The sequence below is a fragment of the Ectobacillus polymachus genome (genome assembly GCF_048159605.1).
Taxonomy (GTDB): Bacteria; Bacillota; Bacilli; order Bacillales; family Bacillaceae_G; genus Ectobacillus; species Ectobacillus polymachus.
This window is the reverse complement of the sequence record NZ_JBLREB010000001.1, coordinates 685510-698549: the sequence shown is the minus strand read 5'-3', so window position 1 is coordinate 698549 and position 13040 is coordinate 685510. Positions and strand designations below refer to the sequence as shown.

14 protein-coding genes and 1 pseudogene are annotated in these 13040 nt (G+C 34.4%); 6 read left to right on the top strand and 9 right to left on the bottom strand.

Annotated elements, in window-relative coordinates:
* Positions 1 to 88: 88 nt before the first annotated feature.
* Positions 89 to 835, bottom strand: coding sequence for a TIGR03943 family putative permease subunit (locus ACM5BR_RS03520; RefSeq protein ID WP_416825925.1), 747 nt, complete (start codon positions 833 to 835; stop codon positions 89 to 91).
* 508 nt (positions 836 to 1343) lie between these two features.
* Here ACM5BR_RS03520 and ACM5BR_RS03515 point away from each other — a divergent pair.
* A complete protein-coding gene (locus ACM5BR_RS03515) occupies positions 1344 to 1634 on the top strand; it encodes an ArsR/SmtB family transcription factor (protein WP_416825923.1) in 291 nt (96 codons plus the stop codon).
* A 9-nt stretch (positions 1635 to 1643) separates the two neighbouring features.
* Positions 1644 to 2930 (top strand): MFS transporter, encoded by a 1287-nt coding sequence (locus tag ACM5BR_RS03510; protein WP_416825921.1) that lies wholly within the window; start codon positions 1644 to 1646, stop codon positions 2928 to 2930.
* Positions 2931 to 3131: 201 nt separating this feature from the next.
* Here the strand turns inward: ACM5BR_RS03510 and ACM5BR_RS03505 are convergent, their stop codons facing one another.
* Positions 3132 to 3512 carry a VOC family protein gene (locus ACM5BR_RS03505; RefSeq protein ID WP_416825919.1) on the bottom strand — a complete coding sequence of 127 codons (381 nt, stop codon included), beginning with the start codon at positions 3510 to 3512 and terminating at the stop codon, positions 3132 to 3134.
* 220 nt (positions 3513 to 3732) lie between these two features.
* Entirely contained in the window at positions 3733 to 4695 is a 963-nt protein-coding gene (locus ACM5BR_RS03500; protein WP_416825917.1) for a CobW family GTP-binding protein, read from the bottom strand.
* Between the two features lie 258 nt (positions 4696 to 4953).
* Here ACM5BR_RS03500 and ACM5BR_RS03495 point away from each other — a divergent pair, with 258 nt between their 5' ends.
* A complete protein-coding gene (locus tag ACM5BR_RS03495) occupies positions 4954 to 5145 on the top strand; it encodes a DUF3896 family protein (RefSeq protein WP_416825915.1) in 192 nt (63 codons plus the stop codon).
* A 130-nt stretch (positions 5146 to 5275) separates the two neighbouring features.
* The gene (locus ACM5BR_RS03490) at positions 5276 to 5755 is read left to right on the top strand and encodes a DUF3995 domain-containing protein (protein WP_416825913.1); all 480 of its coding nucleotides are present in this window, start codon (positions 5276 to 5278) and stop codon (positions 5753 to 5755) included.
* 92 nt (positions 5756 to 5847) lie between these two features.
* Here ACM5BR_RS03490 and ACM5BR_RS03485 read toward each other — a convergent pair whose 3' ends face one another.
* The 4 genes from ACM5BR_RS03485 to ACM5BR_RS03470 all read right to left on the bottom strand — a co-directional run bounded on the left by ACM5BR_RS03485 (position 5848) and on the right by ACM5BR_RS03470 (position 9971).
* Positions 5848 to 6288, bottom strand: a complete 441-nt coding sequence (locus tag ACM5BR_RS03485; RefSeq protein ID WP_416825911.1) for a DUF3939 domain-containing protein — start codon at positions 6286 to 6288, stop codon at positions 5848 to 5850.
* 159 nt (positions 6289 to 6447) lie between these two features.
* Entirely contained in the window at positions 6448 to 8295 is a 1848-nt protein-coding gene (locus tag ACM5BR_RS03480) for a PTS fructose transporter subunit IIABC (protein WP_416825909.1), read from the bottom strand.
* A 15-nt stretch (positions 8296 to 8310) separates the two neighbouring features.
* Complete coding sequence (gene pfkB, locus ACM5BR_RS03475) at positions 8311 to 9222, bottom strand: 1-phosphofructokinase (RefSeq protein ID WP_416825907.1); 912 nt, start codon at positions 9220 to 9222, stop codon at positions 8311 to 8313.
* Entirely contained in the window at positions 9219 to 9971 is a 753-nt protein-coding gene (locus tag ACM5BR_RS03470) for a DeoR/GlpR family DNA-binding transcription regulator (protein WP_416825905.1), read from the bottom strand. The genes pfkB and ACM5BR_RS03470 overlap by 4 nt, the downstream gene beginning before the upstream one ends.
* Before the next feature lie 189 nt (positions 9972 to 10160).
* On the opposite strand from ACM5BR_RS03470, the gene ACM5BR_RS03465 reads away from it, so the two are divergent.
* Positions 10161 to 11198: a YkvI family membrane protein gene (locus ACM5BR_RS03465; protein ID WP_416825903.1), complete on the top strand. Its 1038-nt coding sequence runs from the start codon at positions 10161 to 10163 to the stop codon at positions 11196 to 11198.
* Between the two features lie 64 nt (positions 11199 to 11262).
* Here the strand turns inward: ACM5BR_RS03465 and ACM5BR_RS03460 are convergent, their stop codons facing one another.
* Together ACM5BR_RS03460 and ACM5BR_RS03455 are read right to left on the bottom strand one after the other, a co-directional pair.
* Positions 11263 to 11637 carry a DUF3979 family protein gene (locus tag ACM5BR_RS03460; protein ID WP_416825901.1) on the bottom strand — a complete coding sequence of 125 codons (375 nt, stop codon included), beginning with the start codon at positions 11635 to 11637 and terminating at the stop codon, positions 11263 to 11265.
* A gap of 44 nt (positions 11638 to 11681) precedes the next feature.
* A pseudogene (locus tag ACM5BR_RS03455) lies at positions 11682 to 11915 on the bottom strand (cadmium transporter); the annotation flags it as partial.
* A 382-nt stretch (positions 11916 to 12297) separates the two neighbouring features.
* On the opposite strand from ACM5BR_RS03455, the gene ACM5BR_RS03450 reads away from it, so the two are divergent.
* Positions 12298 to 13026: an amino acid ABC transporter ATP-binding protein gene (locus tag ACM5BR_RS03450; protein WP_416827822.1), complete on the top strand. Its 729-nt coding sequence runs from the start codon at positions 12298 to 12300 to the stop codon at positions 13024 to 13026.
* The last annotated feature ends 14 nt before the right edge of the window (positions 13027 to 13040 follow it).

Sequence of the window (13040 nt, the reverse complement as noted above, 5' to 3'; positions counted from 1 at the left end):
TATGCTTTTTTTATTTCGTATTTGAGTTTAAGTATATGAAATATTTGATTAAGTTAGCAACCTTCTAATGAAAAGACGGATGTACATATTATTTCGAATACGTCTCAGACACATACGGTGTATAGGGAGCAGCTACTTTTTCCATTTTTTCAGCTTGTACAAAGGGGAGTAACGTGCTAGAAACAATAGTTTTTCCAAGTTGGCCTGATACACGTACCCAATCTCCTTCCTGCAAAGAAGCAGTGGTAGAACTAGTTGTAATCATGCCGAGTACTGACTCATCATCCCCGCAGCATGGAATAGCATACCGAACAATGACAACTTGATTTCTATCTAACCCTGCTTCTTTATGTACAAATCCTATAAATGTAATCTGTTTTCCTACAAAAGCTTCTACATCATGCGCAATTACATTCATAATAGAAACGTAATTATGATCATCCACTCGTATTTCATTTTCCTGTAATAATGTATTTTCTAACTGTTGTTCATAATTTTTGGGCCGCTCTGCTGTAGCTTGTGGGGTTTCCTCAGCATCTTGCATAAGCTGAAAGACATTATTCTCTTTTGCTTTGCTTTGAGGTAGAGGGGATCGATGATTGTAAGCGATATAAAAGAAGATGATGATAAGTGAAATTACAACGAATAGATAATGAATAGAGTTGTTCATTTTAATAAAATAATCTTTATTTTCTGAACTTATTAGAATAGAACCGCTGCCAATTAAAATACAAACAACTAGAAGACTGTATAAAACATATAGGGGCACTTGCTGATTTTTCCCCAAAAACTCAAATAAAAAAAGTGCTACCCCAAGAAGGACAATACCGCTCATATAAACATAAAGCCTTTCATAGTTAAAATTTATTCCAGAAAAATTTTGATTCCGTTGGCGGTGTGAAGCGATCATGTAAGATGAAATACAAATCAATAATATTGGAACAAATACAAGAAAAGCAATATTTACTAAGGTAACAAACGAAGATGATATGCTTGTATGAAAATAAACGTGTGAATCGTAAACAAAGTAGAATAAAATTATTATAATAAGGCCAACAAGCAGACCAAAACGATCCCTTTGTTTTATTATCGTAATCCCCCCTTATTACTCTTCTATTTAAATATATGTTCGTCCTACTACCCTATTCCTATCTTTACAAAAGAGGTAATGTACCTTAATTTTATTAGTCGAAAAATTAGACAAGAATGACCTTAGGATTGTTTCTTTTGCCTCCCTATCTTGATATTAGGAATAGATAAATAACTTTTTTTTCATTTCATTAGTCTACAACGACCATGAATTTAAAACTTGTAAAATTATTCAAGAGTGTTATCATAGTTTCATGAATATAAAACTACAAAACGAAGACGAAATCAGAGTTAAAATTTTGAAAGCACTTGCCGATGAAGGTCGTTTAAAAATTATACGTGTGTTGTATAAAAAGGGGGAAGCAATGAGTTGCGGAGAGGTTGGTGAAAATTTTAAGTTAAACAAATCAACAGTGTCCTACCATTTTAAAACACTGAAAGAAGCTGGATTGACCTATACTAGAAAAGAGGGACAAAACAAGTTTGTAAGCATTCGCACTGATACTTTTGAAAAGTACCTTCCCGGCTTCCTAGACACTTTATAGGGTCTAGGTTTGTTTAAGATTTATATTCTAATTGTTTCAAAACTGTCGAACTACATAATTATTAATTCGATAGTTTTATTGTTATCGAATTATAAAACAAAAACTAATGAGGTGAATGAATTGAAAAAATATACAATTCTCTTTTTTCTTATTATGTTTGTGATAGGTACTGATACTTTTCTAATCTCTCCTTTACTTCCTACATTAAGAGAAATGTACGGTATTTCAACAAGTACTTCTGGGTGGCTGGTTAGTGCTTATGCCTTGGGCTATTTTTTATTCGCATTAATTTCTGGACCCATTTCAGATGGACTAGACAAGAAAAAAGTTTTGATTTGGGGATTTCTTGCTTTTGGAATTTCTACCCTTCTGTGTGGATTCGCAACAAATTTTTACTTAATGTTGCTCTTTCGTTTTGCTGCCGGGGTTAGCGCTTCTTTCGCAGGGCCACAAATATGGGCCTCAATTCCAGTTATTATCCCAAAAAAGGATATAGTTAAAGTTATGGGCTACACGTCAGCTGCTCTTTCTGTTTCCCAACTGATAGGGGTTCCAATTGGCAGTTATCTTGCAGCAATTTCTTGGAAAACTCCATTTTTCGTTATATCAGCAGCTAGCCTCATTTTAGTCCTTATTACACAATTTGTTATGCCAAGCATTAATAATGGGGAAACCTTCAAGGAAAAACCTTCATTTTCATCGATTTATTCTGAAGCATTCAAAAATAGGCGTGCATTATCTTATTTGGTTGCTTACTTTACATTTCAAACAGGAAATTTCTGCGTTTTAAATTTTATTGGTTCTTGGTTTACAAAAAGTTTTGCTCTTTCTTTATCGGGCATAGGTACAGCCATGATCGCTATCGGTATTGGTAATTTAATTGGTACAACTTTTGGAAGTAAATTAATTAATAAAATTGGGATTTCTAAATCATTACTTTTAGGTTTATATGTTTTGCTTGGCATATACATTGTATTACCTTTTGCAGATTCTCTAAATCTAGCTGTATTGGGGCTAACTTTAGTAATGCTAACAAATGGATTTATTTTTCCTATTTTCATGACGACTTTACAAAGTACAACAACAACAGCAAGAAGCACGATTTCTTCTCTAGCAAATGCAGCAATGTATGCTGGTTCTTCCTTAGGAGGAATTATAGGTGGAATTGTTATTTCAAAATTTACTGGATTTTTTGGAATTGCTTATTTTACAGTCGTGATGTATGTTATTACATTATTTATCTATAATAAAAGTGGAATCTTTAACAAACAAGCACAGGTGAAAGAAAGTGCATAAAGAGGGATGGTATTTTTCACAAATATATCAAATGCATTGAAGTTTGCAGGAAATCTTGGAAGACATCCAACGGTATGAATATGAAATCCCACCCGAAATCTATGAACGGTTATTGTTTTTTCCAAAAGGTAAACCGAAATATACTAAAAACTTATATGAATGAAAGAGACCGTTGATATTAGACGATCTCTTTCATTCATATCATTGAGTTTGTACTTCACTCATTAAAGCATGAGTATTACCTTCTGTATCTTTAAAGAATGTCATCCATGTTTCTGTTTGTCCCATTTTCGCTACTATATGTGGTTCATCGATAAAAACAATTTCCTTCCTTAAGAAGTCTTCATAAGTCTCTTTAATATTTTCAACTTGAAAATAAATGACTGAACTAGAGTGAGCAAATTCCTCTTTTTCTGGAAGGCTTAAAAAGAGACGCAACCCATTACATTCAAAGAATGCCATACTGTCGGTATTAAATAGAAGTGATAACCCTAGTTTTTCTTTATAAAAATAAATTGCCTTATCTAAATTTTTAACTGGCACTCCGATTTGTCCGACCTTCTGAATCATAGTAGTTTCCAATAAAAATCTCCCCTTATAACTTTCAGATAATTCGACTATACATAATAATGGAAGTTGAGCAATAAATTTTTTACTAAAAATAAAGTCATTCAACAATCGAGCACGTTTGATGTATCAAACGTAAAAGGTGGTACATATTAGTCATGTATAATATGTACCACCCTTAATCTTTTACAATTTATGTTTTGATAATTTTTCTATAGATAAAAATGTATATCTATTATTTTTCAAAGACACACGAATGAAAATGTTGTTCAAACCATTCTTTATTAAGCCCTTTTCCAATAAAAACGATTTCACTCAATCGTGTTTCCTCATCACGCCATTTTCGATCATATGTTGCAGCAAATAACGTATGGACACCTTGAAACACAACTCGCTTATCTGTTTGCTGAATATTTAATATTCCTTTATAACGATATAAATATTCACCTAGTTCACTAACAATCGCAGCCATCCATTCGTTTATTTTTTCAAAGTCTAATGGTCTTTCTTCTCGTAAAACGAATGATACAATTTCTTCCAAATGATTATGTTCATGGTGATGGACATGCAAATCATCCTTCACTCGGAAAGTCGAAATGTGAAGCAGTGAATGTATGTCTGCTTCACAATCAATAGTAGGAGTAATGGTTGCTGTTGGATTTATGCTACGTATAAAAGATGTTATCTTCTTTACTTGATTATCTGTTACCAAGTCTATTTTATTTAATAGGATAGTATCTGCAAACGCAATTTGTTCTTTCGCTTCAATCCCTTTACAAAAGTGTTGTTCCACATGGTATGCATCTACTACAGTTACGACACCATCAATTTCAAAAGATTGTTGAATAATAGGATCTAGAAAGAAAGTTTGAATAATAGGCCCTGGATTTGCTAGACCTGTTGTTTCGATAAGCAAGCCTTCAAAATGTTCCGTCTCACATTTTTTCACAAGTTGTTTAAGCACAACAAGTAAATCCTCTCTTACTGTACAGCAAAGACATCCATTCGTTAACGTTACCACTTCTTCTTCTGAACGTACAATGAGTTCATTGTCAATTCCAATACTGCCGATTTCATTTACGATAACTGCTATTTTTTGTCCAAATTGTTCGGATAGAATACGATTCACTAATGTTGTTTTACCTGATCCTAAATATCCAGTTAGGATCGTAACTGGAATCTTTGTTTTTTGATTCATATTGATTTCAACTCCTAGCCATGTATAAGCCTCTTCTTCACAAAATAACCGCGTTCACTATTTACTACCAATGACAGTATGAAATTGAAAAGTATCCTTCATTAGTTTACACTACTGAATAAAATCCTTCTACACCAGAGATTTAAGGTACTACAATAAAACGTTTCAAATAATATTCAAAATTTAGGAAATAAATTGGTTACATAATTTACTATAATAAAGATGTAAAAGGAATCTATTCCATAGGGGGTTGTTACTATGACTAAGTTATACAGCTACCAAGAAATGAAGGATCGATTAGAAACACAAAAACTAGATTTAGTAAAAAAATTAGAAAACCCTGCCATTACAGAGTCAGAACGACGAGATCTTCAATTATCCATTGACAACTATCAATACATTTTAGATTTAACGGATATGAATTACTATGAAAGAGGATTTCGACATTAATACCTAGAAGAAAGGCTACAGCCTTTCTTTTTTTATTTCCTTTTGTTCTATTCTGTATTATTATGTAAGCTTCTATAAAATGGCATAATTTGTATAGAATTGTTTTTGTTAAACTGGAGGAGCTTTCTGCATGGAAACCAAAACCAATAAATATTGTTTGTATTTAGGAGTTACATGGACAATTTTATTTGCTGGCATAAGTTTCTACTGGGCAATGGGTGGCATGATTGGTGTTAGATCTTTAGGGGGTGCAATTTATAAAATGGCATTGCATCCGGAGCCATCTTTCATAATAATTGTTTGGATTACGGGATTCATAAAATTGCTGGGAGCAGTAATACTTATGATGCTATTGTTTAATTGGAGAAATTTACGGATAGGAAAGATACTCTATTTCATAACAAAGATTTTGGGCCTATTACTATTTTTATATGGATTACTTAATTTTATCACTATATCTTTAAGCGCAGCCGGTATTTTAGACTTTGAAGTAGATAAATACGCTACTTTTTGGAGATTGTTTTTTTGGGAACCTTATTGGATGATTGGAGGTATATTTTATTATTTCTCCATTAAAAAGAAGAAAAATAAAAGAGTTTTATCGTTATAGTATTGTTATGTAAGTACTTTTCTTTCTTAGTTATAAAAGAAAAAGGCTGCTACCGTTGCAAGCCCTTATTTTATACTAAAGACTGATTCTTATTATTTAAGATCTGGTTTACTTGTAACTAAATAATGTTTTTCTGAAATATATAAATCACGCGTTAGTTCACGACCTAAATAAGGTCTTATCTTTATAGAACTAATTTTTCGATCCCTATCTCCTTCAATGATAGGAAAGGTCTCTTTCTCTACTACATATCGATCAACCGCTCGTTGGACTGAATCGATTTCTTTGACAAATTGTTTATTCTCCTCTGTATTCTGAAACACTTCTAAGGTTTCTCTCGTAATTAAAAATGAATTTGTTGGAATTGCCGGAAGATACGGCTTTAATAAATTGTAATTAACAGTATAATCATCATTTACGAGGACTGTATACGTAACACGAGTATTATGCTCGAGAAATTTCGCAATTGCTTGTTCCAGTTCGTCTTTTGTAATCTCTCTTTCTCTATTTTTTTCCTTAAAGAAGTGAAACATGACATTTCTCCCCCTCTCTTATCTTCATTGTATCATATTTATTTTTGAAAATTAGGGAAAGTATGAAAATTGATACAAATGAATGAAATAATCTCTCCATCATTCCAAATACAAAAAACGATACGCTACGGTATCGTTTTTTGTATCAATAGTACATTCTTAAACTTTAATTGGTTTTTTCCATATTCCAAGAATAACCGCTGTTACTGCAGATCCAATTAGGATAGCTAATAAATATAGCAATGGATGATTTACTAGAGGAATAACGAATATTCCTCCGTGAGGCGCTGGCAGCGTAATGCCAAACACCATTGAAAGCGCTCCAGCTAGAGATGATCCAATGATACAGCTCACAATTACACGAACTGGGTCTGCTGCTGCAAATGGAATCGCACCTTCGGTAATAAAAGAAGCACCCATTATATAATTGGTAAAACCTGATTTACGTTCTTCGGATGTAAATTTACCTTTAAAGAAGGTCGTAGCTAATGCAATACCTAATGGAGGAACCATCCCCCCTGCCATAACTGCTGCATGTGGTGAGAAATTATTTGCTGCAATAGCAGCTAAACCAAACGTAAATGCTGCTTTGTTGATTGGTCCACCCATATCAACTGCCATCATACCACCTAAAAGTACACCGAGTAAAATTGCATTCGTTCCTGTTAATCCATTTAACCAATTTGTTAATGATTTATTAAGAAAAACAACGGGATCATTAATTACTAGAATCATAATTAGTCCTGTAAGCATAATACCAAACAATGGATACAACAACACTGGCTTAATTCCTTCTAACTGTTCAGGCAATAAAGAAAATACTTTTTTCAATAACACTACGATATAGCCTGCAAGAAAGCCTGCTATTAAACCACCTAGAAAGCCTGCTCCGGCTTGAGCTGCTAAGTAACCACCAACCATACCTGGTGCAAATCCGGGACGATCTGCAATACTACTTGCAATAAATCCTGCTAAAACCGGTACAATGAAGAAGAAAGCACCAGTACCACCGCCGATTTTCATTAAGGTCGAAGCAATTGTACCTTCAGCATGTATACCACCGAAAGCAAATGCAAGCGCAATTAAAATACCACCGCCCACAACAAATGGTAACATATTGGATACGCCATTCATAAGATGCTTGTAAATTCCAATACTTGCTTGTTTTTCTAATTTCTTACTTTCGTCATTTCCATTGTAAATAGGTGCGTCTTGAGAAATGGCACGATGCAGTAATTCCTCTGGCTTGCGAATCCCAGCTGAAACTGGTACTTCGATTACAACTTTTCCTTTAAAGCGTTCCATATCAACCTTTTTATCTGCTGCAACAATGATAGCAACGGCATTACGAATTTCTAAATCTGTTAACTTATTTTTAACACCAGTAGATCCATTGGTTTCAACCTTGATATCAATACCCATTTCTTTTGCTTTGGATTTTAATGCATCTGCTGCCATATACGTATGTGCAATACCAGTAGGACAGGCTGTAACGGCTAACACTTTTTTCAATGAATTCATCTCAGTATCTGTATCTAGCTTTTCTTCTACTTGTTTTTCTTTTTCATCGATGATACAAACCACATCTTCTGCCGTTTTCGCTGAAAGTAACTTAGCACGAAATGTCTCATCCATTAAAAATGTTGAAAGGCGGGATAAGGTTTCTAAATGCAGATTGTTAGCGTTTTCACTCGCGGCAATCATAAAAAACAGATGAGAAGGTTGGCCATCTAATGCATCATAGTTGATGCCAGCTTCCGATTTACCAAAGCAAATAGCAGGTGTTTTAACTGCTATCGTTTTTGCATGTGGAATTGCAATTCCTTCTCCAATACCCGTCGTACTTTGTGCTTCACGCTTTAGAATTTCCTCTTTAAATCTTATTTTATCTTGTAATCGCCCAGCACTCGCAAGCTTATCAACAAGTTCATCAATTACTTCCAATTTTGATGTTGCATTTAGGTTTATAAGAATTGTATCTATTTGAAGCAACTCTGTAATTTTCATTCTAACCCCTCATTTCTATAGAGTTTGGATTGTAACTTGAGATACTAGCTCTTCTATTTTTTCTTTCGTTGCTAAATCAGATGAAAATGCGGTCGCGCTGCCGGCTGCAACTCCAAAACGAAATGATTCTACCACATCATTTGTCTTTACATAAGTTCCAAGAAAGCTAGCAACCAGGGAATCCCCTGCACCCACAGAATTCACCACTTTCCCCTTAGGAACATTGGCATAATAACTTTCATCTTCTGTAAGAAGCAGTGCACCTTCTCCAGCCATTGAAACAATTACGTTTACAGCACCCATTTCTACAAGCCTTCTTCCGTATTTCTCTGCTTCCTTGACTGATGAAATCGTAATGTCAAACAAATCACCTAATTCATGGTGATTCGGTTTAATTAAGAAAGGATGGTACTGAACCACATCTAGAAGTACCTTTCCACTTGCATCTACTGCTACCTTTACTCCTCGATTGCTGCACATTCGTGTTAGCAGTTTATAAAAAGAGTTAGGTAAAGAAGCTGGGATACTTCCAGCTAGTACAAGAAAACTTTCGTTAGGTATATTATTAATTTTTTCCACTAATTCATTTGCTTGCTCTTCTGTAATAAGTGGACCTTCTCCATTTATTTCCGTTTCTTTGACTGATTTTAATTTAATATTAATCCGTGAATCTCCATGTACTGTAACAAAGTCCGTTTGAACCTCTTCTTTTTCCAATTCATCTAGAATAAATCCACCAGTAAACCCGCCAATGAACCCTAGTGCTTTAGTTGGCACATCCAACCGTTTTAATATACGAGAAACATTAATTCCTTTGCCACCAGGAAATTTTGCTTCTGATTTCATTCGATTTAGCTTATTTTCTTCAAATTGGCTAACATGAATAACATAATCCACTGACGGATTTAACGTCACCGTGTAAATCATACAATCACTACCTTTATGGTTGGTTTATTCCGATAGGGCGCTAGCTCTTCATCCTCTATATTCGTGGTAAGTATGGTGGCAGCTGAAAGATCTGCAATTTTAACAAAAGAAACTTCTGAAAATTTGCTTGGATCAGCTAGCACATAGCTTGCACCTGACAATTCCAACGCTGTTTTCTTTAATAGTGCCTCCTCTGGATCTGGAGTTGTAAATCCATGTACGGGATGTACCCCATTTGTTCCTAGAAAACATATGTCAAAACGAAATTTAAGTAATGTCTCTAAAGCTGTACTTCCAACTAAAGCCCTTGTATTTCTTTTCATCATCCCGCCTATTAAATACGCACGGATATTGGCTTGAAACAGTGCTTCAATATGCATAAGACCGTTGGTAACCACTGTAATATCTTTTTCAAGTAAATAGGGAATCATCTCAAATGTTGTACTTCCAGCGTCTAAATAAATGCAGTCTCCATCTTGTACTAAAGATGCTGCATATTGACCGATTTGTTTTTTCTCTTGAATGTTTTTGAACGTTTTTTCGTCCATGCTGAGTTCTTTTCCTTTTGCATGTAATGATGAGACGCCTCCGTGAACTCGCTTTACATAGTTTTGCTGTTCAAGCTGAATCAAATCTCTTCGAATAGTAGATTCGGAGGAATCTGTTGCTTCTATAAGTTCATTTAGCTTCACAATCCCTTGTTTCTTAACTAGTTCTAAAATAATTTGATGTCGTTCTTCTGTTAACATCTTTGCACCTCCTCATGGCTTTATCATACAGAAAGCCCTTTCATATTTCAAGTTAAATCATTCACTTCCTTTCAATATAATTCATTACAATTCACAATTCCTTCAAATTACTCCATGATTTCATTCTAGTACTTCTATTTTTGCACAAGCCTTCATATAAATATGTAACAAGCGAGAAAGGATGATGACATGAACGAGCAACAATGGAAAACAACAAAGCGGGTTGCAGCAACATATATAGGCACTATCGTTGGAGCTGGCTTTGCTACTGGCCGTGAAATCGTTGAATTCTTCACTGTTCATGGAACATATGGAACCATTGGAATTTTATTAAGTGGATTGTTATTTATTACAATCGGTACCAAAATGATGATGCTAGCTTGCAAAATTCGTTCCTACTCAGCACAGGAATTTAATATATTTTTATTTGGTAATATTGCGGGAAATATCATCAACACCTTACTCCTTTTCGTTCTGCTGAGTGTCACAAGTGTTATGCTTGCTGGAGCTGGAGCAGTATTTGAAGAGCAATTGCGGCTTCCTCGTCAATTCGGAATTCTTATCACCATCATAGCCTGTGTTGTCATACTATCACGCGGTTTACAAGGAGTATTTGAAATCAATGCCCTTGTCGTACCGATTATGATGGTTTTTATTATCGGGCTTTATTGTACAACTCTTTCAGACACATGGCAGATTGTTCTCCAGGCTGTCCCAGATGAAAGCTGGAATATGAAATGGGTGACGAGTCCGATTACTTATGTAGCTATGAATCTTTTCTTAGCACAGAGTGTTCTCGTTCCGTTAGCTTACGAAGTAAATGATGAAATAGTAATGAAATGGGGTGGAATTTTAGGTGGACTTGGATTATTTCTCATCTTATTGTGCAGTCAATTCGCAATTTTAACTGTCGATCAATTTAAGGAATATAGTATCCCAATGGCTGAGGTTGTGAGAAAATTCAACTCTGTATTTCATTTCTTCTTTGTACTGATTATTTTTGGAGAAGTATTCACTACCCTTATTGGAAACATCTTTGGGATGACAAAACAATTACAATCTATAACAGGCTTGCGTAGCAGTAGCTTCATATATATTATTCTACTTGTGGCATATCTTATAAGCTTTATTAACTATGGGCAGTTATTACATATTCTATATCCATTGATTGGTTGGGTCAGCATTGTCCTATTACCACTTATTGCAATCAAAAAGATTGAGAATTAGATGCATCTAAAAAAAAGACAAGTACGATTTGTACTTATCTTTTTTGTAAACGATTTTACTTCTATTACTCACAATCCTCGCATACTTCCCAATACAAACTTAATTCAATAGACAAATATGGTTTTAGATTCACTTTAATCATACGACTCGGCATACGTTCTAGAACAAACTGAATACTTTCTCCATCATCGTCATTTATGATCGTGACATTGCTAATCGGAATTCTTTGTATCATAGTAATAGGCTGTTTATCACAATAGAGAGTAAGCTTTACTTCATTTTCATCATTATATTGAATAGAAAGAGATCGTCCAGTTTCTAGCACTCCTTCTCGTAATTCATAATGATTGTCTATCTCGATCAAATAATAGGAATAAAAACCATGCTCATCTTTGCTTGGACGCTGGTTAAAAAAGCTTTGTAGTGTTTCGCCAATCATAATGAGTCTCCTTTCTATATTGAGTCCTTACCAATATTCTAGTATCATTCTATTTCTTCTTCCAGTCCTTTCACTTGCAGCGCTCGTAATGCATTTAAAACAGCGAGCAATGTGGCACCTACATCTGAAAATACAGATTCCCACATCGTGGCTAGACCAAATGCACCTAACAGTAAAAAGATTCCTTTGACACCTAATGCAAAAACAATATTTAATAGACAATATTCCGTGTTCATAGCTACTGGTAATTTAGAAAGTTCATCCGTCATAATCACAACGTATGAATAATTACTCATATGTTCATTTAAATTTATTATATGAATTAAAATCTAATCATGTCAACGTTTTACGTTTTATTATTGAGTAACAAATACGATCACTACAAACGCTTACCCTTCCTACTAAACAGATGATCCTTTTTCAGAAATTCATACAATACCAAAATAGAAATTTGTTTCCTAATAACTCATTAATTATGTATGTTTCATGTGCTTTCATACTAACATCATTACCTTTAACATCTAAATAAATCTATAATTGTATAAATATTGTAAATATTATATTGACTCATATTTTCAAATGAGTATATAATTTGTATAAAATTGTAATTAATTCATAAATTTTGTTTTTGCTTCACAGAAATTGTAAGGAGGAGTTATTCTGATTACCTTCAATCGTGTTAATAAATATTATGGAGATTTTCATGTGTTACAAGACATTCAATTGCAAATAGAACCTGGTGAAGTGGTTGTAATTATCGGTCCATCAGGCTCAGGAAAGAGTACACTTTTACGATGCATGAATTGTCTCGAACGTATTACAGATGGAGAGCTCATCATTAATGGTATTCACGTCCGTGACAAGCATGTAAACATGAACAACCTTCGACGAAATATTGGGATGGTATTTCAGCATTTTAATTTATATCCTCATAAAACGGTACTCGAAAATATCACGTTAGCACCTATGAAAGTACTAAAAGTTTCAAAAGCTAAGGCGATAGAAACCGCCATGTTCTACTTAGAAAAAGTAGGAATTGCTGATAAAGCAAATACATACCCTTCTATGCTCTCAGGTGGACAACAGCAGCGGGTAGCGATAGCAAGAGGTCTTGCTATGAAACCACAACTTATGCTATTTGATGAACCGACCTCAGCCCTTGATCCCGAAATGATTGGAGAAGTGCTAGACGTCATGAAAGCGTTAACAAACGAAGGGATGACAATGGTCGTTGTAACGCATGAAATGGGATTTGCCAAAGAAGTTGCCAATCGAATTTTATTCATGGATGAAGGTCGTATTGTGGAGGATACTACTCCGGCTTCGTTTTTTACTAACCCTCGTGAACAACGGGCGAAACAATTTCTAAGCCGGGTTTTAAATCACTAATTATAAGGGGGAAT